This is a genomic window from Plantibacter sp., assembly GCF_059073635.1.
This window is the reverse complement of the sequence record NZ_JCACOF010000005.1, coordinates 236,383-261,286: the sequence shown is the minus strand read 5'-3', so window position 1 is coordinate 261,286 and position 24,904 is coordinate 236,383. Positions and strand designations below refer to the sequence as shown.

Sequence of the window (24,904 nt, the reverse complement as noted above, 5' to 3'; positions counted from 1 at the left end):
CAAAACGCCTGGTCACAGCGTACGCTTGACCCTTGGTGTGGACGCTCCATGTCCACATCGTGTCCACGATCCCCCACCGCTCACGCAGACCGGGATCGCGCACGCCGACAAGAGATCTTGGGCAGGGCAGTCGCCCTGCGGTAATGAAGGAGAAACTACTATGGCAGCAGTGTGCCAGGTGACAGGAGCCGTTCCCGGCTTCGGTCACAACATCTCGCACTCGCACCGTCGCACGAAGCGCCGCTTCGACCCGAACGTGCAGAAGAAGACCTACTACGTGCCCTCGCTGCGTCGTAACGTCACCCTCAAGGTGTCCGCCAAGGGCATCAAGGTGATCGACGCCCGTGGCATCGAATCCGTCGTCAAGGACATTCTCGCTCGTGGGGTGAAGATCTAATGGCTAAGCAGCAGGACGTCCGTCCAATCATCAAGCTCCGTTCGACGGCTGGTACCGGTTACACGTACGTGACCAAGAAGAACCGTCGCAACAACCCAGACCGTCTCGTGCTCAAGAAGTACGACCCCGTAGTGCGCAAGCACGTTGAATTCCGAGAGGAGCGCTAAACATGGCTAAGAAGAGCAAGATCGCCCGTAACGAGCAGCGCAAGGTTATCGTCGACCGCTACGCCACGAAGCGCGCCGAGCTGAAGAAGGCTCTCGTCGACCCCGCCGGGACCGACGAGTCGCGTGAAGCAGCTCGCCTCGGCCTCCAGAAGCTTCCTCGCAACGCTTCGCCGGTTCGCCTCCGCAACCGCGACGCGATCGACGGTCGCCCGCGAGGCAACCTCTCGAAGTTCGGCATCAGCCGCGTTCGCTTCCGCGACATGGCGCACAAGGGCGAACTGCCCGGCGTCCGCAAGTCGAGCTGGTAACACCCGCTCAGTCGGAGCTCACATTCCGCTGACACAGCATCGCAACACCGAAAGGGCCGTCCGCATCGCGGGCGGCCCTTTCGCGTTGTCGGCGACAGCTGCAAGGATCGAACGATTCCCACACCCACCGAGGAGGCGCTGCTGGACGTCCGCACGCAACGAGCCATCGCCCTCCTGGTCGCCGGCTGCTTCTTCATGGAGAACCTCGACGGGACCATCCTCACCACAGCCGCACCGAGCATCGCCCGCGACCTCGGGACCTCGTCGACGGCCGTGGGGCTCGCGGTCACCGCGTTCCTGCTCACGGTCGCTGTCCTCATCCCCGTCAGCGGCTGGCTGACGGACCGGTTCGGTGCCAAGCGCATCTTCGCGCTGGCGATCGCGGTGTTCACGATCGCCTCCGTCCTGTGTGCGTTGAGCTCGAGCCTGCCGATGCTCGTCGGCTTCCGGGTGCTCCAGGGTGTCGGCGGGGCGTTGATGGTGCCGGTCGGCCGCTTGGCCGTGCTCCGGGTGACGCCCAAGGAGCGGTTGATCCAGGCCATCGCCCTCCTGACGTGGCCCGCCCTCGCCGCCCCGATCATCGCGCCGTTCCTCGGTGGGGTGATCACCCAGTACGCCTCCTGGCACTGGATCTTCCTCATCAACGTGCCGATCGGTGTCGTCGCCTTCATCGTGGCGCTCCGCATCGTCCCCGACTTCGCCGCCGACGAGGTGCCTCCGCTCGACTGGCTCGGCCTGTCGCTCGCCTGCGTCGGGCTCGCGTCGCTCCTCGTGGCGGCGTCCCTGGTGTCCGGCGCCGGGTTCGACGCCCGGTGGTTCATCGGGTCGCTCGTGGCAGGTGTCGTCCTGCTCGCCCTCGCGATCCGGCACCTGTTCCGTGCCCCCCACCCATTCGTCGACCTCCGCTCGCTGCGCATCGAGACCTTCCGTCTGGCCAACGCCGGCGGCAGCGTCTACCGGCTCACCATCAGCGCCGTCCCCTTCCTCCTGCCGCTGCTCTTCCAGGACGCATTCGGCTGGACGCCCGTCCAGGCCGGTTCGATGGTGCTCTTCCTCTTCGCCGGCAACCTCGCGATCAAGCCGGCGACGACCTGGATGCTGCGGCGGTTCGGATTCCGTCTGGTGCTCGTGTCGTCGAACCTGATCGGAGTCCTGTGCATGGCCGGGATGGCGTTCCTCACCGCTGACACGTCGATCGTGCTCATGGCACTGCTGCTCTTCCTCAGCGGGGTCGCCCGGTCGATCGGCTTCACGGCGTACAACACCATCACCTTCGCCGACGTCGAACCCGCTGCGATGTCTCGCGCCAACACCCTCAACTCGACCCTGCAACAGGTCGCGAGCGGCTTCGGTGTCGCCGTCGGGGCGATCCTGCTGACGACCGGATTCTCCCTCGAGGACGGGGTCGGTGGCGGCCAGCTGCTGCCGTATCAGTTCGCGTTCCTCGCGATCGCCGTCCTGACCCTCTTCCCGACGATCGAGGCGTGGTTGCTGTCGCGAGCTGCCGGGCACAGCGTCATCGGGGTCCGCTGAGCGGCCACACCGACGGCTCCCAGCTGGGAAACGACCGACACGCAGGCCCGATTGTCCGCGTAGAGCGGAGAAATCCGCGAAATCTCGCGGATTGCTGCTACATTCGAGGCGGTCACACCGACCAGTTGGTGCCGTATCAGCGACACCTTCGCTACCAACACATCAGCTGTACGTTGCAGCAACGTCCGAGGAGGACCCTCACAATGGCAAATTTGAACAAGACCGAACTCGTCGCCGCCATCGCCGCATCGACCGGCCAGAGCCAGGCGACCGTCGGCAGCGTTGTCGACGCGCTGTTCACCACCGTCGCTGAGACCGTCGCCACGGGCGGCAAGGTCTCGATCCCGGGTTGGATCGCCTTCGAGCAGACCGACACCGCCGCTCGCACGGGCCGCAACCCGCAGACCGGCGCCGAGATCCAGATCCCGGCCGGCAAGCGCGTCAAGGTGACCGCCGGCTCGAAGCTCAAGGCTTCCGTCAAGTAAGTCGTCGCGGGCGTCGAGCCCGCACGGACTCGGACCGCGGAGACACTCCGCCGGTTCAGACCACACAGCAGGGCGTCGCGAGAGCGACGCCCTGCTGTCGTTCGTCCGGGTGCCGTCCGGGGCGCGGCGAGGTGTCGGCGGCTCGGCCTAGCATTGCTGTCATGCGGATCCTCCACACCTCGGACTGGCACCTCGGCCGTTCGCTGCACGGGGTCGACCTGCTCCCCTTCCAACGCGACTTCCTGGCGCACCTCGAGCAGACGGTCGTGGACCACGAGGTCGACGTCCTCCTCGTCGCCGGCGACATCTACGACCGCGCCATCCCGCCGGTCGAGGCGGTGACGCTGCTGTCGGAGTCGCTCGGGCGGCTGGCGGGCCGCACCCGCGTCATCCTCGCCCCGGGCAACCACGATTCGGCCATCCGGCTCGGTTTCGGCGCCGCCATGCTGCGCGACGGGATCGACATCCGAGCCGACCTCGCGCGGGTCGGCGAACCGGTCCTGGTGGACGACGAACACGGGCCCGTCGCCTTCTACCCACTGCCCTACCTCGACCCCGACACCGCACGAGGGGTGCTCGCCCCGGACGACCAGCCGCTCGCGCGGTCGCACGCCGCCGTCATGGGTGCAGCCCTCGCGAGCGTCCGAGCCGATCTCGCGCAGCGTCGCGAGCACGGAGCGGTCCGATCGGTCGTGGCTGCGCACGCCTTCGTCATCGGTGGTCTCGCGAGCGACAGCGAACGCGACATCCGGATCGGCGGGGTCGATGCGGTGCCCGCCCAGCTGTTCGACGACTTCGACTACGTCGCGCTCGGCCACCTCCACGGTGCGCAGCGCGTCGGGGCCGCGACGGGCGTCGAACGCATGCGGTACTCCGGGTCGCCGCTCGCCTACTCCTTCTCCGAACGCAACCAGGTGAAGTCGAGCGTGCTGGTCGACCTCGCCGCCGACGGCTCCGTGCACCTGGAGCTGCTGCCGGCGCCGGTGCCGCGTCGGCTCGTCGACGTCACCGGAACCCTCGCAGAGCTGCAGGGCCCCGCGGGAGACGACGCCGTCGACGCCTGGGTGCGCGCCACGGTCACCGACGACGTCCGGCCACCGGAGCTGTACGCGACGCTGACCCGGCGCTTCCCGCACCTGCTCGTCTGGTCGCACGCGCCGGCGAACCGCTCCGAGGAGGCTCGCGCCGCAGCCGTCACGGCGGTCTCCGACCCGGTCGAGGTCACCGCCGAGTTCATCGAGTACGCGACGGGTGCACCGGCGACCACTCGCGAGCGGGAGCTCATCGCGGCGGCGAACGAGGCAGCACTCGCCGCGGAGGTGAGTGCCTGATGCGCCTGCACCGACTCACGCTGCAGGCCATCGGGCCGTACGCCGGTGAGCACACCATCGACTTCGTCGAACTCGGGCGGGCTGGTCTGTTCCTCCTGGAGGGACCGACCGGCGCCGGCAAGTCCACGATCATCGACGCCATCGTGTTCGGGCTGTACGGCGAACTCGCCGGTACCGGGGCCAGCAAGGACCGCCTCCACTCGCACCACGCGCAGCCCGGGACGGAACCGTTCGTGGAACTCGTCTTCGAGACCGGATCCGGCGTGTACCGGGTGCGGCGGACGCCGGCCTACCAGCGGCCGAAGCAGCGCGGTGCCGGCTTCACACCGCAGCAGGCGAGCGCCACCCTCGTCCGCCTGACCGATCCCGACGCACTGGCCGGAGAGACCCTGTCGACCCGCGCGCAGGAGATCGGTCCTGAGATCAGCCGGATCGTCGGTCTCACCCGGGAGCAGTTCGTCCAGACCATCGTCCTCCCGCAGGGCGAGTTCGCGAAGTTCCTCGCCGCCGGCGGTGAGGAGCGCAGCGAGCTCCTCCGGTCCCTGTTCGGGACGGAGCACTACGAGCGGGTCGCCAAGCACCTCGTCGAGCAGCGTCGGCAGGCCCAACGCGACATCGAAGGCGCACGAGAGGCGCTGGGCCGCGCGATCGCCCGGTTCGCGGGAGCGGCCGAACTCGACGACGCACGGGAACTCGTCGCGGGCAAGGGAGCGGACACCCCGGCCGGGATGGACGTCCCAGCGGCGGTCGATGCCGACTCAGGTGCTCCCGCGACTGCCGGTGAGCCGTCGGCTGCGGAGCCCGACCCAGATCCCGACGTCGCGACCCTCGCGGTCCCGCTCGAAGCCGATTCCGAAGACCTCGTCGGTGACGCCACGCGTATCGTCGCCGTCCTCGAGCGCCACGCCGCCGCCGACGCCTCGACCGCTGGCGAGGCGCGGGTCGCCCTGGAGGGCGCTCGCACCGAACACGCCGCGGCCCAGACGCTGCTCGCGTCCATCGAACGTCGCGCGGAGCTGCTGACCGAGCGCGAGCTGCTCTCGGTGGACGACGAACCGGTCGCGCGGCTCTCCGAACGGATCGCGGCAGCGGCTCGGGCGGACACCGTCGCGTCCGCGCTCGCCGGAGCGGCCACGGCATCGGCGGCGCTCCAGGATGCCATCGCGTCGCTCGCCGCGATGGAGGAGCAGGCCGACGAGGCGATCGTCGCACTCGACGACGCGTCCGTCGCCGCGCGCCGCGAATCCCTCACCGTCGAGCGGGCGTCGATGGCGGCCGTGCTCGTCCTCGAAGCCGCCGACGCCGACCGCGAACGCGCGCTCACAGCACTCACCGAGGAGCTCGCGACCGTCGACGAACGGCTCGCCGAGCTCGCTGCGGAACAGACCCGGCGGGACGCCCGCCGGGCAGCGCTCAGCTCGGCACCGGAGCGCGCCTCGCGTGCGGCCACCGAGTCGGCCAGGGCCGCCCGGTCCGTCGAGCGCGTGGCTGAACGCCGTGCGGTGCTGGATCGGGTGGACGCGGCCGACGAACGCCTCGAGGGGCTCGCCGACGAGGTCACCGAGGCCGCCACGGCCGCGAAGGCGGCGATCGACGTCGAGACGTCGCTGCGCCTCCGGAGGATCGAGGGCATGGCGGGTGAACTCGCCACCGGCTTGCGGGACGGCGAGCCGTGCAGCGTCTGCGGTTCGCTGAGCCATCCGGCGCCCGCGGTGCTCGACGGAGACCACCCCGACGCGGACGCGGTCGAAGCGGCATCCGTCGCGCGGGCCGATGCCGAGGCGACGATGCAGTCGGCGCAGAACGCCCGGGACATCGCCCGGGCGGAGCGTCGTCGCCTCGTCGAGCAGTTCCTCGCGCTGGCCGACGACCCGGGCGACGTGGCTGCAACCGGCTCGTCCGACGCTTCGACGGCGACGACCGGCTTCGACCCGGTCGCTGCGCGGGCGGCCGTCGATGCGGCCGCTGCGGAGGCCGACCGGCAGTACGCGGAGGCCGTGGTCACCGCCGAGCAGGCGGACGCCGAGGTCGCGGAGGCCGGGCGCCTCGCGGACGAGCACCTGGCCGGCGTGGTCGCGGTGTCGGAACGCACCGCCACTCGGGCGACACTGACCGAGCGGCTCGCCGCCGCGCAGCGCGCCCACGAGCAGGCCCGCGCCGAGGTGGCCGGTGTCCTCGCCGGTCGAGCGGCTTCACTTGCCGAGCTCGACGCGATGCTCGAGGCCGAGCTCTCCTCGCTGTCCCTGCTCGCGGCGGCACGAGCGACCGTCGCTGACCGGCGCCTGCGTGACGCCGAGCGCGCGGTCGAGCTGGAGGCGGCACTCGAGCGGGCCGGGTTCGCCGACCGCGCGGCCGCGGAAGCCGCAGCCATGAACGGGGTCGAACGGGCGAGCGCCGAGGCGCGGGTGGCCGACCACCTGCGTCACACGACCGCGAACGCGGAAGCACTCGCGAGCCCGGCCATCGCCGGAGTCGCCGGTACCGCCGCCCCCGACGTCGAAGCGACGGCCCGACGACTGGCCGACGCCGAGGCGGCGGCAGGCACCGCGACCGCAGCGGCCGCCGTCTCCGCACGACGAGCGACCAACGCGGCGGCGGCCTGCACGGCGCTCGCCGAGGCGGCCGACGAGAACGCCGACGCGGTCCGCGAGGCCGCGGCCGTCGTCCGCCTCGCCGACGTGGTGTCGGCCACGGGCAGCGAGAACAGCACGAAGGTCACCCTCGGCACCTACGTCCTCCTGCGCCGCTTCGAGGATGTCGTGGCGGCGGCGAACGCGCGCCTGGAGTCGATGTCAGGCGGGCGCTACGAGCTCGTCCGCAGCGACGTCAAGGAAGGACCCTCCCGCAGCCAGCGCGTCGGGTTGTCGCTCACGGTCCACGATCACCGGACCGACCGGCGTCGCGATCCGAAGTCGCTGTCCGGTGGCGAGACGTTCTACGCCTCGCTCTGCCTCGCACTCGGGCTGGCGGACGTCGTGACGGGCGAGGCCGGCGGTGTCGAGCTCGGCACGCTCTTCGTCGACGAAGGGTTCGGCAGCCTCGACCCCGAGACGCTCGACACCGTGATGGCCGAGCTCGGTCGGCTCTCGGCCGGCGGCCGCGTCGTCGGCGTCGTCAGCCACGTCGAGGAGATGAAGCAGCGCATCGGCGAACGCATCGAGGTGCGGCGGCTGGAAGACGGCTCCTCGACCCTGCTCGTCCGGGCGTGAGCGGCGCCCTTCGACAGGCTCAGGGACCGGAGCGCCGGCTGAGCCCGCTGCGGTCGGGGTTCCCAGCAGCGCCGCGTAGGCTTGCAGCGTGAATCGTGTCGTCCGCCTCGCGGGTCCTGCCCTCCTGCTCCTCGTGGCTGTGGCGACCCTCCTCGCGGGTCTGGCCTTCGGCGGTGGAGCGGATGCGCAACTCCTGGGCGACCCCGGCGCCGTCGTGCGGTGGGGGCTCCCGATCGCACAACTGCTCGTCAACCTGAGCGCCGCCGTCACCATCGGCGCGTTGCTCATGGCCTGCTGGGCGCTCAGCCCGGACCGGCGCGAGTACGGCGCGGCGCTCGACGTCGCCGCAGCCGGCGCCGCGGTCTTCACCGTCGCGTCCGGCGTGACGGGCTTCTTCACCTTCCTGAACGTCACGCAGGTGCCGCTCACCTTCGACGACGCGTTCGGCGCGAAGCTCAGCCTCTTCTTCACCGGGATCGAGTCGGGCCAGGCCTGGCTGCAGACGACCCTCATCGCCGCGGCCGTGACGGTGCTCTGCTTCGCCGTCCGCAACCACACGGTGCTCGTGTTCGTCTTCGGGCTGTCCCTCGTGTCGCTGCTGCCGATGGCCCAGCAGGGTCACTCCGCCGAGGCGAGCGGGCACAACGCCGCCGTCACCGCGCTCGGCCTGCACCTCGTGTTCGCCGCCATCTGGCTCGGCGGTCTGCTCACGCTGGTCTTCATCCGCAAGACCCTCGAAGACGGCCGGCTCGCCCCCGTGCTCATGCGGTACTCGACCGTGGCACTCGTGTCCTTCGTCGTCGTGGCCGTCTCCGGATACGTGAGCGCCGAGCTGCGCATCGGCTCGCTCGACCGCCTGGGCACCCCGTACGGCATCCTCGTCCTCGTCAAGGTCTTCGCACTGCTGGCGCTCGGCCTGTTCGGTGCGCTGCAGCGTCGGGTGCTCATCGGCCGCATCGAGCGGTCCGCCGCTGCACGTGCGGACACCCCCGCGGGCCGCACGGGCACCTTCTGGTGGCTGGTCGCCCTCGAGCTCGGGTTCATGGGCATCGCCTCCGGTGCCGCCGCAGCCCTCGCGAAGACGGCCCCGCCGGTCGACCAGACCGTGCCGACCGCGCCGACACCCGCGGTGCTGCTCACCGGGGAGGAACTGCCGCCGGAACTGACCTTCGCGCGGTACTTCACCGAGTGGAACATCGACCTGCTGTGGTTGCTCGCCTGTGCCTTCGGCATCTTCTTCTACATCGCGGGTGTCGTCCGCCTCCACCGCCGTGGCGACTCCTGGCCGATCCTGCGCACCGTCAGCTGGGTGCTCGGGCTGCTCGTGCTCTTCTACCTCACCTGCGGTGGCATCAACGTCTACCAGCCGTACCTCTTCAGCGTGCACATGCTCGGGCACATGGGCCTCACCATGCTCGTCCCCGTGCTCCTCGTCCCCGGAGCGCCTGTCACACTGCTCGCGCGGGCGGTGCGGAAGCGCTCGGACGACTCCCGAGGGGGTCGGGAGTGGGTGCTCCTGGCCGTGCACTCGAAGTTCGCGGGGATCATCTCGAACCCGATCGTCACCGCGGTGCTCTTCGCCGGATCACTCTGGGTGTTCTACTACACGCCGCTGTTCCGCTGGTCGATGGAGGACCACATCGGCCACGAGTGGATGGTCGTGCACTTCCTCATCACCGGCTACCTCTTCGTGCAGTCGCTCATCGGCATCGACCCGGTCCCGTATCGCCTGCCGTACCCGATGCGGCTCCTGCTGCTCTTCGCGACGATGGCGTTCCACGCGTTCTTCGGGCTGGCGATCATCTCCTCGACCGGGCTGTTCCTCGCCGACTGGTTCGGGGCGATGGGACGCACGTGGGGGCAGGCACCGCTCCTCGACCAGCAGACGGGCGGCGGGATCGCCTGGAGCGTCGGCGAGATCCCGACCCTGGCGCTCGCCGTCGCCGTCGCGATCTCGTGGAGCAAGAGCGACGCGAAGGACCAGAAGCGACTCGATCGCAACGCGGACCGCACGAACGACGCGGAGCTCAACGAGTACAACGAGCGTCTCGCGCGCATGGCGGCCAACGACACCCGCTCCTAGCCCGCGAACTGTCACTCCGGAACAGTGTGAGGGGTGTCGGACTGTGTCGAAGTGACAGTTCGCGGGCTTCAGCGGAGGTCGATGTAGAGGGAGCCGTCGTCGCGGATCGTCACGAATGCCGACAGCGTGAACGGGACGTCCTCGTCGAGGGTCGAGACCGTGCCGTCGAACAGCGACTTCACGTCGACGACGAGGTGCGCGGCTCCGGCCGTCGCCGGCATCTGCCAACCGGTGTCGCCCGGCTGGACCGCCACCACGGGGTAGGCCGCGATGGACCACACCGGTAGGTCGTCCACGCGATCGCGGATCACCATGCCGAACGGGCACCCGGTGGGCTGGAGGACCTGTTGCGTGGCGCAGTTGTCGAGGTAGCCGTCGATCTGCGTCTGGACCTCCCCGACGAAGTCCGAGGTGGCACTCGCGGTCACCTCGGCGTCGACGACGCTCGCGACCTCGGTCGTCGTCGCCGTCTCCACTGACGCCGCCAGGTAGGTGGTGTCGACGTCGAAGTCGACGCTGCCCGGCGTGAAGGTGAGGAGCGGGATGGTGGAGGTGAAGGCCCCCTCGGTCCCCTCCGCGACGCGGCGGGTGTCGAGCTCGAAACCGTTCGCCCGGAACCCGGTCGTGTGCGCTACCGTCAGCTGGACGACGCTCAACGGGCTCGTCTCGAAGCGCCACGACGGGAACAATCCGAAGGTGCGCTCGCCGCTCGTGATCGAGAACACCGTGCTGTGCGGCTGCCCCGCGAGTCGGTACGAGAAGGTCACCTGGTGGACGCCCGACGCGGTCGTGACGTCGGAGACGAGGCGCACGTTCTCGATGGTGCCGAGCGCCTCGCTCCGGAGCAGGGCGTCCGAGCTCTCGGCGGGCAGGCCCGCGTCGGCGAGTTCGGCGGAGCTCAGGGCGACTCCGGGCAACGCGAGCGCGGTCGCGGCGTCGTCGTCTGCGAGGGCGTCCAGGTAGCCGCGCGCGAAGGAACCGGCGCCGTAGACGTCGCGGGCGACGGCCGACCAGGCGGAGACGATGGCCGCGACGAGCAGCGCCGCGATGCAGAGCCACAGCACGACGGCGCGGACGAGCGCACCGCGCACCGTTCCCGGGCGTCGCAGCTCCCCACGTGTCGCGACATGGCTCATCCTGACATCCTAGGCGGGCACCTCGCGTAGGATTGGAGGGCGAAAACGGGAGGGAACCGAAGCATCATGAGCGTAGCCCTCTCCGCCGAGCAGCAAGCCGTCTTCGACCGCATCGAGAGCACCCGCGAGCACCTGTTCGTGACGGGTCGAGCGGGCACCGGGAAGTCGACGCTCCTCAACCACCTCGCCTGGAACACCTCGAAGCAGCTGGCCATCTGCGCCCCGACGGGTGTCGCCGCGCTGAACGTCGGCGGCCAGACGATCCACTCGTTGTTCCGCCTGCCGATCGGGCTCATCGCCGACCACACGATCGACCAGAACGATCAGACCCGCAAGCTGCTCAACTCCATCGACACCCTCGTCGTCGATGAGGTCTCCATGGTGAGCGCCGACCTCATGGACGCCATGGACCGGAGTCTCCGGCAGGCCCGGCAGCGGCCGCGCGAGCCGTTCGGCGGCGTGCAGATCGTGCTCTTCGGCGACCCGTACCAGCTCGCTCCGGTGCCCGGCAGCCTCGAGGAACGGGCGTACATCGCCGACACCTACCGCTCGTTCTGGTTCTTCGACGCCAAGGTGTGGTCCGAGACGCCGCTGCAGCTCGTCGAGCTCACGGAGATCCACCGCCAGCACGAGGCCGAGTTCAAGTACCTCCTCAACGGCGTCCGGCATGGCCAGGTCACCGCCGAGATGGCCGGCCGGCTGAACGGCATGGGCGCCAGGACCCCTCCCGAGGACGGCGTCATCACCCTCGCGAGCCGCAACGACACCGTCGACCGCATCAACAAGGCGGCGCTCGCCAAGCTCGACGGCAAGCCGCTCACCGCCAACGCGGAGGTCTCGGGCGACTTCGGCGGGCGGGCGTTCCCCGCCGACGAGGCGCTCGACCTCAAGGTCGGTGCGCAGGTCATGTTCCTCCGCAACGACAGCGAGCGTCGCTGGGTGAACGGCACGCTCGGGACCGTGGTGAAGATCGACTCCACCGTCTGGGTCGAGGTCGACGGCGAGCAGTTCGAGGTCGAGCCGGCGACGTGGGAGAAGTACAAGTACTCCTACTCCTCGGTGACGAAGCAGCTGAAGCGCGACATCGTGGCCGAGTTCACGCAGTTCCCGCTGCGGCTCGCGTGGGCGGTCACCATCCACAAGTCGCAGGGCAAGACCTACGACCGCGCGATCGTCGACCTCGGCAGCCGCGCGTTCAGCCCGGGGCAGAGCTACGTCGCACTCAGCCGCATCTCGACGCTCGACGGTCTCTACCTCTCCCGGCCGCTGCGCCCGAGCGACATCATCGTCGACACCGACGTGAAGCGGTTCATGTCGGGGCAGTAGCGTCCGTTCGCCCATTGTTGGGCGAATCGGCGCTCCGTCGCCCGAAAAGGGGCGAACGAACGGGGTCGATGACCCTACGATTGTCGGTTATGACGCATCCCATGCAGCAGGGCTGGCCGCAGCCCGGTCCGATCACCGCCTGGCGCACGCTCGAGCTGAACGCCAGCAAGCCGCCGTTCGCCGGATACTGGGGGTTCATCCCACTCGTCGTGCGCATCGACGGCTTCGAGCACCGCCCGACCTGGGGACCGTCGCAGTTCACGGTTCCGGCCGACCGGCCCGTGCAGGTCTCGTGCTCGATGGCGTGGCTGTGGGAGTTCGGCCGTGCCGACTACCTGCTGCAGCCCGGCGAGGCGCCGACGCTCGACTACATCGCGCCGGCGCAGCAGTGGGTCTCAGGCTCGCTCGCTCCGAGGGGTCAGGCGGTCATCAAGGGACGCGGCGCGCAGATCGCGGTGTACGCCGTGCTGGCAGTGGTCTTCATCGCGATACTCGGCATCCTGCCGCTCGCGTACCTCATGACCTGAGCGCCCGTCGACGCTTCGCGCTGACCAGCCTGGTCGTGGGTTGAGGAGACGTCAGGTGCGGTCGACGGCCCGGAGCAGGATCGCGCCGAGCTCGGCCGGCTTCGTGAACTGCGGCCAGTGGCCCGTCGGGAGGTCGACGAACTCGACGTCCTGCAGCCGCGCCAGTTCCGCGACGTACGGGTGGCCCTGTTCCATCAGGCCGCGGAGCATCTCAGACGAGAACTCGCACGCGACCACCGTCGCCGGGACGGACAGGCGGCGGTCGTCGTCCGAGAGCTGCTGTCGGTCGACGGCGACGCCCTTCGGTTGCGGGACGGCCCTGGCCCGGAATTGCTCGCGGAGCCCCTCGTCCAGGTCGACGAGGTCCTCCGCGTCGAACACCGTCCAGTCGGGCAGTGGGATATCGGAACCCGACGAGGGGAGTTCCTCGTTGATGCACGCGCCGTCGGCGAGCGGACCCGAGTCGACGTACACGGCGCGGACGACGCGGTCAGGGCGGGCGTCGATCGCGGCGGAGATGATGGCGCCGCCGCCCGAATGCCCGACGAGCACGACGGGCTCGGTGCCGGCGTCGATCTCGGCGACCACGGCGTCGACGTGGTCGCGGAGGCCGATGCCGGCGCGGTCAGCAGTGACGCTTTCGAGGCCGGGGAGGGTGAGCGGTCGGACCCGGTGGCCGGCTGCCTCGAGCGGGGGTGTGACCGCACTCCACGAGGATGCGTCGAGCCAGAAGCCGGGTACGAGGATGACGTCCATGCCCGAGATGCTACGCCCGGCAGGCGAGCGGCGGGAGGGGCGTTTCGCAGACCGCACGGCACCCGGCCGAGGCCTGGCGGACAGGTCAGGCGACGGCGGTCGCTGCGGCCTTCGCGGTCGCGAGGTCGCGGAAGAGGTCGGTGTTGAAGCGGTACGCCACCATGACCTCGTCGATCACGCGGGCCTGCTCCTCGTCGTCCCACGGGACGGCGTCGAGCTGCTCGCGGTAGGTGTCCTTGAACTCGCGCGGCTTCGCGATGTCGCCGAAGAGGTAGAAGCCGACGCCGTTGGTGTCGAAGCCGAACTGGCGCTGCATGAGCGTGCGGATGATCTGCCCGCCCGAGAGGTCGCCGAGGTACCGGGTGTAGTGGTGCGCGACGAAGCCGCCGGGCCAGACGGCGCCGACCTCGTTGATCCGTGCCACGTACCGGGCGGTAGTGGGCAGCGGCGTGATCTGTTCGCGCCAGTCCGGACCGATCAGGAACTCGAGGTCCTGCACGATGGCGGGGAGCCGCGTCAGCTTGTCGCTGATGAACGGAGCGGCGACGGCATCGGCGCGCATGCGGTCGGCTGCGGCCTCGAGGGCCTCGTAGATGAAGAAGTGCTGCGCGACGAGGGCGATGTAGTCCTCCTTCGAACCCTTCCCGGTCATGAGGTCGCTCATGAAGTCCGCCCCCTCGCTGGAGGAGTGGCCGGAGGATGTGCGCTCGCGCAGGGCCTGGGAGAAGGGGATCACAGTGCTCATGTCGGACTCCGCGTCGGCTGGTTCGGTAAGGGTTGCCTAAGTGTAACGGGCAGGGCTCGTGAACGGGAGGGTGGATCTGTCGCTGTGGAGGGAATCAGTGGCTGCTGTGCAGGGAACCGTGCGGGACCGCGAACGCACCGGCGTTGGTCTGGGCCAGTGCCGGTGTGGTGATCGCCGCCACGACCGCTGCCCCGGCGAGCAGGGTGAGCACGTACCGTCCGGTGCTCGGCTCGCGACGTCGCCGACGGCTCGCTCGCGTCAGCAGGGCGTCGAGCTCGAGTTCGTCCGGCGCCGTCGAGGCGAGGGTGACCCGCCGGAGTCGCCGTGCGAGCACCCCGGCGACGATGAGCAGCAGGACCGTGGACGAGAGGGTCGGCAGGAACGGCGGCACGGTCGTGACACCGAGGGAGGCGAGTCCGTACAGCGCCACCCAGACGACGACCGTGCCCACCGTGCCGGCGAAGGACGCTCGGAGGCCCGGCACCCGGTCGCGGACGAGGACCACGACGGACCACAGCAGTGCGGCGACGCCCAGGGTGACGAGCGGGATCGCGCCCACGGGGGAGGACCCGGCGCCGGTCGCGATCAGCACGAGACCGGCGCCGAGCGCGCACATCGCGAGCAGGCTGTTCGAGATCGACGTCGTACCGGTGCGGACCGCGGTGTCGCCTCCCGCTCGGACGTCCTGACGCTCGACGGAGACCGACATGTCAGGCCGTCGCCACCCGGTGCGTGCGCTTGTCCGCAGCCAGTCCGGCACCGAGCAGCACCACGGCGCTCGCGAGGTGGAGGAAGTGGTCGGCCGTGTTGAGCGCGAGGATGTTGAGCGCGGAGCCCACGATGAAGAATCCGACGACACCGAGCAGGAGGTAGAAACCACCGATCACCGTGTTGACGGTCTTGGCCGCGACGACGTTCGAGAGCCCGGCGATGAGCAGTGCCGCGCCGATGAGGACGTGCGCGATGTTGTGCAGCGGGTTGACCTCGAAGACCCCGAGCAGGAGACCGCCCTCGGTGGTGAGGAACGGCAGGCCGCCCGCGACGATCCCGCCGAGGAGTCCGACGACCACGTAGACCGCGCCGAAGACGGCGGCGAGGAGCCGGTTGGGTGAATGACGCATGGGAATGCCTCCTGATCCTTCGTGCCGCGAATCGTCTCGGGGCGTTGAGGAGTTCGGAGGTGCGGGCGTCGACGGTTTGGTCACCTGAGGCGGTCATCGGCGGTCGACGGCCGAGGGGCGGCCGTCGCTCAGTCGTGCGGGCGTGGCTCCACGCCCAGACGGGCGCACGCGGCGTCGTAGAGGGCGACGACCTCGCGTCGGATCTCGCCGCGCTCGGTGATGGTGCCGGCGGGCCAGGGCACCCGCCCACCCGCGGCGGTGCCGTCGACCGTCCAGGTCCACTCGCCACCCGTCCCGTCCAGCGCGATCATGGTGGCGGCTTCGGCTGCCGGTTCCAGGAAGGCGCGCACGATGAGCACGTTGTCGTCGGGGTGGTCGCCGTTCATGTGTGCCAGGACGGCGTCGACGGTGGTCTGGGGGAAGGCGTTCGAGGTCACCTCTCCAGGGAACACCATCGACGGGCCCCGCACCAGGTCCGCCGTCCGAGTGACCGGCACGCGGCGTGCGACCGCAGCTCTCAGCCGCGCCCGGTTACAATCGGGAACAGTCTGCAGCTCCGCAGACCGCTCATCAGGGGGATGACTTGACTGCAACAGCTCCGAGGCGCCGGCGTCTCGCCGCACTCCTTACCGCGGCGACCCTCGCGACGGTGCTCGTCGGATGCTCGGGCCCCTCGGTGTCCGACACCGACTTCCCCGACCAGGTCAGCGGCACGCTCGCGGGCGACACGACCGACGCCATCACGGCGGCGGTCGAGGCCGCCGTCACCCAGTCCGGATCCTCCGGTGCCATCGTCGGCGTCTGGGCGCCGTGGGCCGGGAGCTTCACGGCCGGCGTCGGCACGACCGAGCCGGGTGGCAAGACCAAGATGGACCCGTCCATGGTCTACCGCATCGGCGACACCACGCGCCCGATGACCTGCACCGTGCTCCTCGAACTCGTCGACGAGGGCAAGATCAAGCTCACCGACCAGGTCCACAAGACCCTCCCGCAGGTCCAGGGCATCGAGGGCATCACCTACCAGCAGCTGTGCAACGGCACGTCGGGACTCGGCACCTACACGCCCGCGCTCAACGCGCAGTTCGTCACCAACCCGACCCGCAACTGGTCGATGGCCGAGATCCTCGCGAACGGCCTCGCGAGCGGTACGCGGACGGCTCCGGGGGCGCTCTTCGGTTCGAGTGACACCGGCTACATCCTGCTCGGCATGGCGCTCGAGGAGCTGACCGGTCAGTCCTGGCAGTCCCTGTACGACCACTACGTCTTCTCGCCGCTCGGCATGTCGAAGTCCAGCTTCCCCGACGCCTCCACCGTCGAGCTTCCGGGGTCGCACCCCAAGGGGTACCTGACGCCGCGCATCGCGGACGGCACCTACCAGTGCGACGCACCGACGGACGAGACCGAGCTGTCGCCCTCGATGGTGTGGACCGCCGGTGGCGTCGTCTCCTCGGTCGACGATCTGCGGAAGTTCACGCAGTCCTTCGCGTCCGGCTCGCTGCTGAACGACAGCACCTACAAGAAGCAGTGGAAGGACCCCGTCTCGTTGGGCGAGGCTGAGCCGACCTGGAAGAGCTTCGGTGTGGGTGGGTTGCAGATCGGTCCGTTCCGCGGGCAGGCCGGCGCTATCCCCGGCTCGCTCTCGGCGGCCTTCTCCGACCCGGCCTCCGGACTGACGGTCGTCGTCATGCTCAACAACTCGACGCTCGGTGCGGGCTTCGCGCAGACGCTCGCCATGCAGCTCGCCTCGATCGGTGCGAAGGCGGCACCGGCGAGCGGGCAGAAGGCCCCCGAGATCGCACTCCCGTGGTCCGAGCAGCAGATGGCGGAGCAGCTCGCCGCCTCGGCGATGGTCTGCGCCCCGCCGGTCGCCCCCGCCGGGTAACGGAGGCATCGGCACGGCGCCGCCAGCGGACGGTGGCGGCGGATCGCGGCACGATGACGCTTTCGCGAGGGCGCTGGGCCGTGCCGCTTCCTAGAGTGAACCCATGACGACGAACACCCCCGACGACGACACCATCGTCCCGGACACGAAGAACTGGACCTGGGTCCTCGAGCGCGCCTGTCCCGAGTGCGGGATGGACACGTCGCGGTTCGGGTTCCGGGACCTCCCCGGGTTGATCCTGGCGAACGCCGCCGCGTGGCCGGCGGTGCTGGAGCGTGCCGACGTCCGGGAGCGGCCCGACCCGCAGACCTGGTCGCCGCTCGAGTACGCGGCCCACGTGCGCGACGTGTTCCGCATCTTCGACGTCCGGCTGCGGCTCGTCCTCGACGAGGACGATCCCGCGTTCGAGAACTGGGACCAGGATGCGACGGCTCTCGAGGAGCGCTACGGCGAGCAGGACCCGAAGCGGGTCTCGGCGGAGCTGGTCGAGGCCGCGACGGTGCTCGCCGCAGCGTTCGAGCGGGTACCGGACGAGGCGCTCACGCGGACGGGTCGACGGAGCGACGGCGCGCGCTTCACGACCGAGACCCTCGGCCGCTACTTCATCCACGACCCGGTGCACCATCTCTGGGATGTGACGAGCGCGCGGTCGTGAGCGTCGTCCGGGCCTGCTGACGACCGCTACTGCGCCCGCGCGCGGAACGCGATCGTGTTGACGCGGTTGCTGCAGCGGACGGAGCAGTAGCGTTTCGAACCGTTGCGGGACAGGTCGACGAGCAGGCCGTCGCAATCCTCGGCGGCGCAGAGCCGCAGGCGGTCCCAGGCGTCGGACCGGACGACGTCGACGAGTGCCATGGCGATCTCGGTCTGGACGCGGTCGACGAGCGGTGCGTCGAACTCGGTGGCGTGGAGGTGCCAGTCGAAGCCGTCGTGGCGGCGCAGCTGGGGGAGCGCGGCGGACTCCCGGAGCATCGCGTTGATCTCGGTGACGGCGCGGTCGCGGGTGTCCGGGGCGTCCGCGTCGGAGGCCCAGAGTGCGTGGATCCGTTCCCGGAGCCTGGCCACCGCGGCCCGCTCGGGCTCATCGCCGTCGACCCGACCCGAGTACCGACTGACCCGCAGGAGCTCGACGAGTTGCGGCGGTGTCGCGAGCTCGTCGAGTCCGCTCCGGGACGCCGATGCGCGGGTGTTCACGAGCAGCGCGGCGAAGAGCAGCGCATCCTCGGTGTCAGGGGCAAAATGCAAGTTGACTCCTTACTCTCTCCGAGAGTAGCTTCATCTCAGCCGGGCGTCCACCTCTTCTGCCGGCCCCACTCGCGGCAGCTGGAGACACCCATGAAGCACACGTCCTCGACCACGGTCGGTCTGCTCGTCGCGGTACTCGCCGCGGTCGCGTTCGGCACCTCCGGAGCGTTCATCAAACCGGTGCTCGCATCGGGGTGGAGTCCCGCTGCCGCGGTCACCGTCCGTGCCCTGATCGGTGGCCTGGTACTCGCCCCGTTCGCCCTCATCGCGCTCCGCGGTCGCTGGGACGCGGTCTGGCGTGGACGCTGGCGACTGCTCGGCATGGGCCTCATCGGGGTGGCGGCGACGCAGCTCGTCTACTTCGCGGCGCTGCAGACCATCGCCGTCGGGACCGCGATCCTCGTCGAGTACATGGCACCGCTGCTGCTCGTCGCCGTCGCATGGGTGCTGACCCGACGTCGTCCTGCGACGGTCGTGCTCGTCGGCTCCGTCGTGTCGCTCGTCGGGCTCGTGCTCGTCGTCGCTCCGAGCGGTGGCTCGACGCTCGACCCGGTCGGCCTGCTGTTCGCCATCCTCGCGATGGTGGGCTGCGCCGCGTACTACGTCATCTCGGCGCGGCCGGCGAAGGGGCTGCCTCCGGTGGCGTTCGCCGCCATCGGTCTGCTCATCGGGGCGCTCAGTCTGTGGCTCGCGGGGCTCGTCGGCGTGCCCTTCACGACCTCCGACGCCGACGTCACGGTGCTCGGCACCGACGTCGTGTGGTGGGTGCCGCTCCTGTTCGTCGGGGTGGTGTCGACGGCCGTCGCCTATGCGGCGAGCATCACCGCGAGTCAGATGCTCGGCTCCCGACTGGCCTCCTTCGCGGGCCTCCTCGAGGTGGTCGCGGCGACCGGGTTCGCCTGGATCCTCCTGGGGGAGCAGCTGTCGCTCGCGCAGCTCCTCGGTGGAGTCTGCATCCTGCTCGGGATCGGCTTCGTGCGCTCCGAGCGGGCTCCCGCCGTGCCGATCCCCGTCGCGGTGCAGTGACGGGGTCAGCGGTGTGAGACAGGGACGGCGGCGTCGAGGTCGGCGAGGATCGCCATGACCGCCGCCCGCCCGGCCCGGTTCGCGCCGACCGTCGACGCTGAGGGGCCGTACCCGATGAGGTGCACCCGCGGCTCGTCGGCCGCCCTGGTGCCGTCGATCCGGATACCGCCCCCGGGCAGTCGGATGCCGAGCGGTGCGAGGTGGTCGAGCGCCGCTCGGAACCCGGTGGCCCAGAGGATGGCGTCGACCGGGAGGAACGAGTCGTCGGCGAGGACGACCCCGTGCTCCTCGATGCGGCGGAACATCGGCTGACGCACCAGGACGCCGCGCGCCTCGGCCGCTCGCGCCCACGGCGTCCAGTGCATCCCCGTCACGGAGATCACGCTGCCCGGTGGGAGGCCTTGGCGCACGCGTTCCTCGACGCCCTTGATCGCCTCCACCCGGGCGGCGGTGTCGAAGTCGTCCTCCACCCACTCCGGTTCGCGTCGTGTCATCCACACCGTCTCCGCCACCCGCGAGATCTCCTCGAGCAGCTGGATGGCCGAGATGCCGGCACCGACGACGACGACGCGTTGGCCGCGGAACTCGTCAGCGGAGACGTAGTCGGCCACGTGCAGCTGGCGTCCGGCGAAGCGTTCCCGTCCCGGGTACGCGGGCCAGAACGGTTTCGTCCAGGTGCCCGTCGCGTTCACGACCGCCCGCGCCCGGAACACGGCGGCGGGGGAGTCGGTGCCAGAAGAGTCAGTGCCTGAGGAGTCGGCGCTCGCCGCGGTCTCGACGAGGAGTCGACCGTGCGGGTCGTCGTCCTCGCGGCGGACGGCGCGGACCTGCACCGGGCGGCGGACCGCGAGGGCGAAACGCTCCTCGAACGCCGCGAAGTACGGCGGGATGACGTCGACACTCGGCGAGGCGGGATCGAGCTCGGGCTTCGGCATGCCGGGCAGGTCGTAGATCCCGTTGACGGTCGACATGGTGAGCGACCGCCATCGGTGCTGCCAGGCGCCGCCCGGGGCGTCGTTCGCGTCGAGGACGACGAAGGTGCGTGCTGCGGTCGCGGCCTCGGTGGTGCCCAGCGGGACGAATCCGCGGCGATGCAGGTGGTACGCGGCCGACAGTCCGGCTTGACCCGCGCCGATCACGACGACGTCGACGGTCTCCGGAGTGCTCACGTGCTCTGCAACGTCGTCGACCGCTCCGGCATTTCCGACGGCGTCCGAGCTCGGGTCCGCGATTCAGCCGTGAGCCAGGACCTGCACGCCGATGACGAGGACACCCAGGAGCACGAGGGCCGCGAGCGCGATGAGCTGTTGCCAGACGGACAGCCGGGCGCGCCGGACGGCGACCCACCCGCTGAGCCCGAGCGTGACGAGGTAGACGATCGCGGACACGCGGAGGGACGTCTCGAGTTCCATGACGTCGAACACGGCGAGCACGAGCAGGATGGTGGGGGTCGCGACGGTGAGGAGCGAGCCCCACGCGATCCGGAGCATGGAGTGCCACCCGCGCTCGTCGGGGAACGCACCGTGGGCGGCGAGGTGCGCGATCATCTCGGCGACCAGGCCGGCGAGGGTGATGCCGACCACGCCGATGACGAGCGAGAAGAGCGCATCCGGCGCGTCGTGGTGCTCCACGTTCGCCGCCAGCACGAGGACGATCGCGAGGCCGGTGAAGGTCGCGTAGACGCGCTCCTTGAGGTACTTCGCGACCGTCTCGACGTCGCCGGGCGGCAGCCCGCGTCCCGCCGGACCGTGTGCGTCCCGCTGCCGTCCACGTCGTCGATCCGCCCAGGTTCCGCCGTCCGTCATGGTCCAGAGCGTAGCCGCCGTCGCGGGATAGAGTGCCGGGTATGAGCGAAACGATCATCACCGTCGAGGGCCGCTTCGACTACCACCACCCGGCTGAGCGTGGGACCGTCCTCATCTCGGCGGGGTTCCAGGGGCCGGAACGTGAGCCCGTCGTCTCCCGGACCACCGCGCTGCACCGGGCGCTCAGCCAGACGGCGGAGCAGTTCCGCGCGCAGTCGGCCGTGACCTGGTGGTCGGCCGACCGGCTGCGGGTGTGGAGTGAGCGACCGTGGAACAAGGACGGGAAGCAGCTGCCGCTCGTGCACCATGCGTCGGTCGCGCTCGAGGTGAAGTTCGCCGACCTCCAGGCGCTGGCCCGCTGGGCCGAGGAGATCGCGGTCCAGGACGGCGTCACGGTGACGGGTGTCACGTGGGCGCTCACCGAGGCGACGAAGCACCGCATCACGGCCGAGGCCCAGCACAACGCCGTCCGCGACGCCGTGGACCGCGCGACCGCCTACGCGCGGAGCCTCGGGCTGGGCACCGTGCGGCCTGTTGCGCTGGCCGATCCCGGCATGCTGGGTGACGAGACCCGCACCTCGGGGACCCAGACCGCGGCGCCGATGATGCGCGGGGCCGCCGCACCCGCCGGCGACACCGGCCTCGACCTGAAGCCGGAGGACATCACCGTGTCCTCCCGGGTGCACGCCCGCTTCGCCGCTTCCTGACCTGACGATCAGCTCGGCGCGATGCTCGGCTGCACCTCGGGTGCGCGACCGCGCCGAGCTGAGAGCACGGCGCCGATTCCGGCACCGACCACGCAGGCGATGCCGAGCCACTGCGGTGTCGTGAGCTCCTGACCGAGCACGAGGAGTCCGGCGATCGCGGCGATGGCCGGCGCGGACGCGAGCAGGATCGAGAAGGTCGCGGCGCTGAGTCGGCGGAGGGCGACGAACTCCAGCGCGTACGGCACGGCCGACGAGAGCGCGGCGACACCCAGCCCGAGCAGGAGGATGACGGGATCGAACAGGGCGGTGCCGGCGGTCGTCGCGGCGAGCGGGATGGTCACGAGGGCGCCGATGGCGGCGGCGATCGCCAGACCGTTCAAGCCGGGGAACTCCGTCCCCGTCCGCGCCGACAGCAGGATGTAGCCGATCCAGAGGGCGCCGGCGGCGAGCGCGAGGACGACGCCGAGCGGATCGAGTGCGGCCGTCGGTCCGCTGTGGAGGAGCACCCCGCCGAGGAGGAGGACGCCGACGAGGGCGACGCCCGCCCAGAGCGCACTCGTCCATCGACGACCCGCGATGACGCTGAGCGCCAGCGGGCCGAGGATCTCGAGGGTCACCGCCGGGCCGAGCGGGATGCGGTCCAGTGCCAGGTAGAAGCAGACGTTCATCGCGGCGAGGACGAGCCCGAAGCCGACCGCCGATCCCCAGGCGCTCCTCGGGTGTCCGCGAAGGGCCGGGCGGGCGACGGCCAGCAGGATGAGCGCGGCGAACACGAGCCGCAGCGTCACCATGCCGATCGGACCGACCTGCGGGAACAGCGTGACCGCGATCGACGCGCCGAGCTCCTGGCAGACGAGTCCGGCCAGGACGAGGAGGGCGCCGGTCGCCGCCTGGCTCGGTCGCGGTCTGCGGATCACTGCACCACGCTAGCGCGCCCGGTCGCCGAGCCTCACCGGCCCGAGCTTGTCGAGGTGCCGCCCCAGCCGGGCTCGCCGGTGCGGCATCATGAGGGCATGAGGATCGACGAACTCGCGTACCTTCGGGCGCTCGCCGAAGACGGTCACGTCCCGTACGCCGCTGAGGCGCTCGGTATCTCCCAGTCGACGCTCACGCGGGCGATCGGTCGGCTCGAGGCGGACGCCGGGGTCGAGTTGTTCGATCGCCACCGCAGCCGGCTCGAACTCAACCGCTACGGCGAGATCCTCCTCGTGCACGCGCTCCGGGCGCAGACCGAGCTCGACAACGCGCAGTCGCGGATCGACGAGCTCCGCGACCCCTCGGCCGGACTCGTGTCCATCGCCTACGTCTCGTCCCTCGGTGGCTGGCTCATTCCGCGCATCGTGAGCGAGTACCGCCAGCTGCTGCCGGACATCCGGTTCGTCCTCGACGGCGGGAAGGCCGACAGCGTGCTGGACGCGCTCCGCTCCGGCTCGGCCGACGTCGCCTTCCTCAGCCCGGAACCGCGGGATCCGGACATCGAGTGGCGTCCGCTCACCTCCGAGCGGCTCGCGCTCGGCGTGCCGGTCGGGCATGTGTTCGCCGATCGGACGTCGTTGGCGGCGTCCGACCTCGAGCAGACGGAGTTCCTCGCGATGACGACGGACTCGGGGCTCCGGCAGATCGCGGACGCGTACTTCGCGAGGCATGGCGTCGTGCCCCGCGTGACGATGGAGGTGTCCGAGCTGTCGACGCTCCGCGGTCTCGTGCGTGCCGGTGTCGGGATCGCGGTCCTCCCCGATTCCACGAGTATGGAGGGCGTCGTGCTCGTCCCGCTCGACGACGAGGCGGTCCGGGTGATCGGTGTCGCCACCAGCCGTGCCCGGGCGGTGTCGCCGGCCGTCGAGCAGTTCGTGCGGTTCGTCCGCGAGGAGTGGGTGAGCGCGCGGATCCACTGAGTCGCCCAAACCTGCACGACATCGACCGGGATCCGAACCGTTTCGGGCAGTTGACGGGCCCGCCGCTCAGTGCTCGTGGGTGGTGCTCCATGGCGTGAAGGCGTCCGGGTAGTGCGCCCACGCCGCCGGCCCGGCGAGGAGTTCCTCGTCCGTCAGGGTGCAGGCGTGCAGGGCGGCGGTGATGGCGACCTCGTCGAGGTCGATCCCGGTGACGACGAGCTCCTGGCCGAGCGGTGCGCCGGGGTCGTTCGTCTCGAACGAGGTGGGTTCAAGATCGATCATCGAGCCGATGTGCTGCAGGACGCCGACGCGGGAGGCGCGCGTCGCGAGGACGAGGAACCCCGCCGTACGGATGACCTGGCCGAACCGCCCCGCCTCGATCGGTCCGTCGAAGCACGCGAGGAGTCGTTCCGGGTGCATCGGTCGGGGGCTGTCGAACCGCAGGGTGGTCACGCGCTCGTGATCCACCCACGGCCGGTGCTCGCCGTTCAGCATCGCGATCCACCCGGGGGACGTGCTGAAGCGGTCCAGTTCGAACGGGGAGTCGCGGTAGCGCGCGAGCGGCTCACGGTTGCTCGCGGTCGCCGGAGTGCCGGGCGTGACGCGCGGTCGGGCTGCGACCGGTTCGACCATCCGCGTCAGCGCCGTCGGGTTCAGGTGGCTGAGGAGCGCGAGGAGCACCGCGAGCCGCTCGTGAGTGACGCCACGTCGGCCGGCGACGGCGATGGTGTCCGCGTACTCGAGCTGCTCCACGGTGATCATCGACCGCGCGGTGTACGCCGTGTCGCCGTCCTCGTCGTGGGTGACGTACTCGTCGTCCTGGAGGTCGTGCAGGAGATGGGCTGCGTCGACGACGGTCACGACGGCGTCCAGGACGGCCGTGTCGCGGTGCCCGAGGACGGCGGAGACCGCGTCGACCGGGCGGACCGTGCTCCCGCAATCGAGGACGAGGTGCCGGGGAGCGAGCGGGTGTCGCGCGACGGCGTCGATCGCGTCGTCGATGTCAGGGTGGGCACTCTCGGCGTCGTCTTGCCGCTCGATCGTGACGAGCGCCGCGGACCTTCCGGCGACCTGTCGGGCGACGGTGCGACGCTCCGGCGGACAGGTGCCGAGGACGAGCGTCACGGTCAGCGGGATGCGAGGCGTGGTCACGGCGGGTTCTCCTGGTCGATGGGTGCTACAGTGCGTTCTGTTGAGAATCGTTCTCAACAAGGTAGCAC

The 24,904-nt window shown here is 70.4% G+C and carries 26 protein-coding genes; 15 read left to right on the top strand and 11 right to left on the bottom strand.

Features of this window, described 5'->3' with window-relative positions; genetic code table 11:
* Window positions 1–160: 160 nt before the first annotated feature.
* The 8 genes from rpmB to AC5JOC_RS05015 all read left to right on the top strand — a co-directional run bounded on the left by rpmB (window position 161) and on the right by AC5JOC_RS05015 (window position 9,513).
* Window positions 161–397, top strand: a complete 237-nt coding sequence (gene rpmB, locus AC5JOC_RS05050) for a 50S ribosomal protein L28 (RefSeq protein WP_056010522.1) — start codon at window positions 161–163, stop codon at window positions 395–397.
* Window positions 397–564 carry a 50S ribosomal protein L33 gene (gene rpmG / locus AC5JOC_RS05045; RefSeq protein ID WP_056010525.1) on the top strand — a complete coding sequence of 56 codons (168 nt, stop codon included), beginning with the start codon at window positions 397–399 and terminating at the stop codon, window positions 562–564. The genes rpmB and rpmG overlap by 1 nt, the downstream gene beginning before the upstream one ends.
* Window positions 565–566: 2 nt before the next feature.
* Window positions 567–872, top strand: coding sequence for a 30S ribosomal protein S14 (gene rpsN / locus AC5JOC_RS05040; protein WP_064294760.1), 306 nt, complete (start codon window positions 567–569; stop codon window positions 870–872).
* Window positions 873–986: 114 nt separating this feature from the next.
* A complete protein-coding gene (locus AC5JOC_RS05035; RefSeq protein ID WP_338000164.1) occupies window positions 987–2,405 on the top strand; it encodes a DHA2 family efflux MFS transporter permease subunit in 1,419 nt (472 codons plus the stop codon).
* 203 nt (window positions 2,406–2,608) lie between these two features.
* Window positions 2,609–2,890: an HU family DNA-binding protein gene (locus AC5JOC_RS05030; protein ID WP_064294762.1), complete on the top strand. Its 282-nt coding sequence runs from the start codon at window positions 2,609–2,611 to the stop codon at window positions 2,888–2,890.
* Between the two features lie 161 nt (window positions 2,891–3,051).
* Window positions 3,052–4,221 carry an exonuclease SbcCD subunit D gene (locus AC5JOC_RS05025; protein WP_494245624.1) on the top strand — a complete coding sequence of 390 codons (1,170 nt, stop codon included), beginning with the start codon at window positions 3,052–3,054 and terminating at the stop codon, window positions 4,219–4,221.
* Window positions 4,221–7,430 (top strand): AAA family ATPase, encoded by a 3,210-nt coding sequence (locus tag AC5JOC_RS05020; protein WP_494245622.1) that lies wholly within the window; start codon window positions 4,221–4,223, stop codon window positions 7,428–7,430. The genes AC5JOC_RS05025 and AC5JOC_RS05020 overlap by 1 nt, the downstream gene beginning before the upstream one ends.
* A gap of 88 nt (window positions 7,431–7,518) precedes the next feature.
* Entirely contained in the window at window positions 7,519–9,513 is a 1,995-nt protein-coding gene (locus tag AC5JOC_RS05015) for a bifunctional copper resistance protein CopD/cytochrome c oxidase assembly protein (protein WP_079707440.1), read from the top strand.
* A gap of 68 nt (window positions 9,514–9,581) precedes the next feature.
* Here the strand turns inward: AC5JOC_RS05015 and AC5JOC_RS05010 are convergent, their stop codons facing one another.
* Complete coding sequence (locus AC5JOC_RS05010; protein ID WP_494245620.1) at window positions 9,582–10,649, bottom strand: hypothetical protein; 1,068 nt, start codon at window positions 10,647–10,649, stop codon at window positions 9,582–9,584.
* A 66-nt stretch (window positions 10,650–10,715) separates the two neighbouring features.
* Here AC5JOC_RS05010 and AC5JOC_RS05005 point away from each other — a divergent pair, with 66 nt between their 5' ends.
* Complete coding sequence (locus tag AC5JOC_RS05005) at window positions 10,716–11,975, top strand: ATP-dependent DNA helicase (RefSeq protein ID WP_079003639.1); 1,260 nt, start codon at window positions 10,716–10,718, stop codon at window positions 11,973–11,975.
* Between the two features lie 89 nt (window positions 11,976–12,064).
* Window positions 12,065–12,502: a hypothetical protein gene (locus AC5JOC_RS05000; protein ID WP_079707438.1), complete on the top strand. Its 438-nt coding sequence runs from the start codon at window positions 12,065–12,067 to the stop codon at window positions 12,500–12,502.
* Window positions 12,503–12,553: 51 nt separating this feature from the next.
* On the opposite strand, the gene AC5JOC_RS04995 is transcribed toward AC5JOC_RS05000, so the two are convergent.
* The 5 genes from AC5JOC_RS04995 to AC5JOC_RS04975 all read right to left on the bottom strand — a co-directional run bounded on the left by AC5JOC_RS04995 (window position 12,554) and on the right by AC5JOC_RS04975 (window position 15,561).
* Window positions 12,554–13,258 (bottom strand): alpha/beta fold hydrolase, encoded by a 705-nt coding sequence (locus AC5JOC_RS04995; RefSeq protein ID WP_192006895.1) that lies wholly within the window; start codon window positions 13,256–13,258, stop codon window positions 12,554–12,556.
* Between the two features lie 85 nt (window positions 13,259–13,343).
* A complete protein-coding gene (locus tag AC5JOC_RS04990) occupies window positions 13,344–14,003 on the bottom strand; it encodes a biliverdin-producing heme oxygenase (protein ID WP_079707436.1) in 660 nt (219 codons plus the stop codon).
* 94 nt (window positions 14,004–14,097) lie between these two features.
* A complete protein-coding gene (locus AC5JOC_RS04985; protein ID WP_494245617.1) occupies window positions 14,098–14,712 on the bottom strand; it encodes a hypothetical protein in 615 nt (204 codons plus the stop codon).
* A gap of 1 nt (window position 14,713) precedes the next feature.
* The gene (locus tag AC5JOC_RS04980; protein ID WP_274500091.1) at window positions 14,714–15,124 is read right to left on the bottom strand and encodes a DUF4383 domain-containing protein; all 411 of its coding nucleotides are present in this window, start codon (window positions 15,122–15,124) and stop codon (window positions 14,714–14,716) included.
* Window positions 15,125–15,252: 128 nt separating this feature from the next.
* Entirely contained in the window at window positions 15,253–15,561 is a 309-nt protein-coding gene (locus tag AC5JOC_RS04975; RefSeq protein ID WP_341864867.1) for a DUF2470 domain-containing protein, read from the bottom strand.
* A 146-nt stretch (window positions 15,562–15,707) separates the two neighbouring features.
* On the opposite strand from AC5JOC_RS04975, the gene AC5JOC_RS04970 reads away from it, so the two are divergent.
* Window positions 15,708–17,006, top strand: a complete 1,299-nt coding sequence (locus AC5JOC_RS04970) for a serine hydrolase domain-containing protein (RefSeq protein ID WP_192006891.1) — start codon at window positions 15,708–15,710, stop codon at window positions 17,004–17,006.
* 103 nt (window positions 17,007–17,109) lie between these two features.
* Window positions 17,110–17,661, top strand: coding sequence for a DinB family protein (locus AC5JOC_RS04965; protein WP_494245615.1), 552 nt, complete (start codon window positions 17,110–17,112; stop codon window positions 17,659–17,661).
* A 26-nt stretch (window positions 17,662–17,687) separates the two neighbouring features.
* Here the strand turns inward: AC5JOC_RS04965 and AC5JOC_RS04960 are convergent, their stop codons facing one another.
* The gene (locus tag AC5JOC_RS04960) at window positions 17,688–18,251 is read right to left on the bottom strand and encodes a CGNR zinc finger domain-containing protein (protein ID WP_192006889.1); all 564 of its coding nucleotides are present in this window, start codon (window positions 18,249–18,251) and stop codon (window positions 17,688–17,690) included.
* 90 nt (window positions 18,252–18,341) lie between these two features.
* Here AC5JOC_RS04960 and AC5JOC_RS04955 point away from each other — a divergent pair, with 90 nt between their 5' ends.
* Window positions 18,342–19,277, top strand: coding sequence for an EamA family transporter (locus AC5JOC_RS04955; protein ID WP_079707429.1), 936 nt, complete (start codon window positions 18,342–18,344; stop codon window positions 19,275–19,277).
* Between the two features lie 5 nt (window positions 19,278–19,282).
* Here AC5JOC_RS04955 and AC5JOC_RS04950 read toward each other — a convergent pair whose 3' ends face one another.
* Complete coding sequence (locus tag AC5JOC_RS04950) at window positions 19,283–20,446, bottom strand: NAD(P)-binding domain-containing protein (protein WP_494245613.1); 1,164 nt, start codon at window positions 20,444–20,446, stop codon at window positions 19,283–19,285.
* A 63-nt stretch (window positions 20,447–20,509) separates the two neighbouring features.
* Complete coding sequence (locus tag AC5JOC_RS04945; RefSeq protein ID WP_079707427.1) at window positions 20,510–21,082, bottom strand: hypothetical protein; 573 nt, start codon at window positions 21,080–21,082, stop codon at window positions 20,510–20,512.
* A gap of 41 nt (window positions 21,083–21,123) precedes the next feature.
* Here AC5JOC_RS04945 and AC5JOC_RS04940 point away from each other — a divergent pair, with 41 nt between their 5' ends.
* On the top strand, window positions 21,124–21,789 hold the full coding sequence (locus AC5JOC_RS04940) for an SIMPL domain-containing protein (RefSeq protein ID WP_124767676.1): 666 nt from the start codon (window positions 21,124–21,126) through the stop codon (window positions 21,787–21,789).
* An 8-nt stretch (window positions 21,790–21,797) separates the two neighbouring features.
* Here the strand turns inward: AC5JOC_RS04940 and AC5JOC_RS04935 are convergent, their stop codons facing one another.
* Complete coding sequence (locus tag AC5JOC_RS04935) at window positions 21,798–22,706, bottom strand: EamA family transporter (RefSeq protein WP_494245611.1); 909 nt, start codon at window positions 22,704–22,706, stop codon at window positions 21,798–21,800.
* Between the two features lie 96 nt (window positions 22,707–22,802).
* Between AC5JOC_RS04935 and AC5JOC_RS04930 the strand changes: the two genes are divergently transcribed.
* A complete protein-coding gene (locus tag AC5JOC_RS04930) occupies window positions 22,803–23,684 on the top strand; it encodes a LysR family transcriptional regulator (protein ID WP_274500098.1) in 882 nt (293 codons plus the stop codon).
* Window positions 23,685–23,750: 66 nt separating this feature from the next.
* Here the strand turns inward: AC5JOC_RS04930 and AC5JOC_RS04925 are convergent, their stop codons facing one another.
* Window positions 23,751–24,836: a GTP-binding protein gene (locus tag AC5JOC_RS04925; RefSeq protein WP_494245609.1), complete on the bottom strand. Its 1,086-nt coding sequence runs from the start codon at window positions 24,834–24,836 to the stop codon at window positions 23,751–23,753.
* Between the last annotated feature and the right edge of the window lie 68 nt (window positions 24,837–24,904).

Excerpts from the sequence above, each read along its gene's own strand:
- AC5JOC_RS05005 (WP_079003639.1), top strand. The coding sequence starts at position 10,716 with ATGAGCGTAGCCCTCTCCGCCGAGCAGCAAGCCGTCTTCGACCGCATC.
- AC5JOC_RS04930 (WP_274500098.1), top strand. The coding sequence starts at position 22,803 with ATGAGGATCGACGAACTCGCGTACCTTCGGGCGCTCGCCGAAGACGGT.
- AC5JOC_RS04955 (WP_079707429.1), top strand. The coding sequence starts at position 18,342 with ATGAAGCACACGTCCTCGACCACGGTCGGTCTGCTCGTCGCGGTACTC.
- AC5JOC_RS04995 (WP_192006895.1), bottom strand. The coding sequence starts at position 13,258 with ATGGACGTCATCCTCGTACCCGGCTTCTGGCTCGACGCATCCTCGTGG.
- AC5JOC_RS04940 (WP_124767676.1), top strand. The coding sequence starts at position 21,124 with ATGAGCGAAACGATCATCACCGTCGAGGGCCGCTTCGACTACCACCAC.
- AC5JOC_RS05010 (WP_494245620.1), bottom strand. The coding sequence starts at position 10,649 with ATGAGCCATGTCGCGACACGTGGGGAGCTGCGACGCCCGGGAACGGTG.
- AC5JOC_RS04990 (WP_079707436.1), bottom strand. The coding sequence starts at position 14,003 with ATGAGCACTGTGATCCCCTTCTCCCAGGCCCTGCGCGAGCGCACATCC.
- AC5JOC_RS05000 (WP_079707438.1), top strand. The coding sequence starts at position 12,065 with ATGACGCATCCCATGCAGCAGGGCTGGCCGCAGCCCGGTCCGATCACC.
- AC5JOC_RS04980 (WP_274500091.1), bottom strand. The coding sequence starts at position 15,124 with ATGCGTCATTCACCCAACCGGCTCCTCGCCGCCGTCTTCGGCGCGGTC.
- rpsN (WP_064294760.1), top strand. The coding sequence starts at position 567 with ATGGCTAAGAAGAGCAAGATCGCCCGTAACGAGCAGCGCAAGGTTATC.
- AC5JOC_RS04945 (WP_079707427.1), bottom strand. The coding sequence starts at position 21,082 with ATGACGGACGGCGGAACCTGGGCGGATCGACGACGTGGACGGCAGCGG.
- rpmB (WP_056010522.1), top strand. The coding sequence starts at position 161 with ATGGCAGCAGTGTGCCAGGTGACAGGAGCCGTTCCCGGCTTCGGTCAC.
- AC5JOC_RS04965 (WP_494245615.1), top strand. The coding sequence starts at position 17,110 with ATGACGACGAACACCCCCGACGACGACACCATCGTCCCGGACACGAAG.
- AC5JOC_RS05020 (WP_494245622.1), top strand. The coding sequence starts at position 4,221 with ATGCGCCTGCACCGACTCACGCTGCAGGCCATCGGGCCGTACGCCGGT.
- AC5JOC_RS04985 (WP_494245617.1), bottom strand. The coding sequence starts at position 14,712 with ATGTCGGTCTCCGTCGAGCGTCAGGACGTCCGAGCGGGAGGCGACACC.
- AC5JOC_RS05030 (WP_064294762.1), top strand. The coding sequence starts at position 2,609 with ATGGCAAATTTGAACAAGACCGAACTCGTCGCCGCCATCGCCGCATCG.
- AC5JOC_RS05025 (WP_494245624.1), top strand. The coding sequence starts at position 3,052 with ATGCGGATCCTCCACACCTCGGACTGGCACCTCGGCCGTTCGCTGCAC.
- rpmG (WP_056010525.1), top strand. The coding sequence starts at position 397 with ATGGCTAAGCAGCAGGACGTCCGTCCAATCATCAAGCTCCGTTCGACG.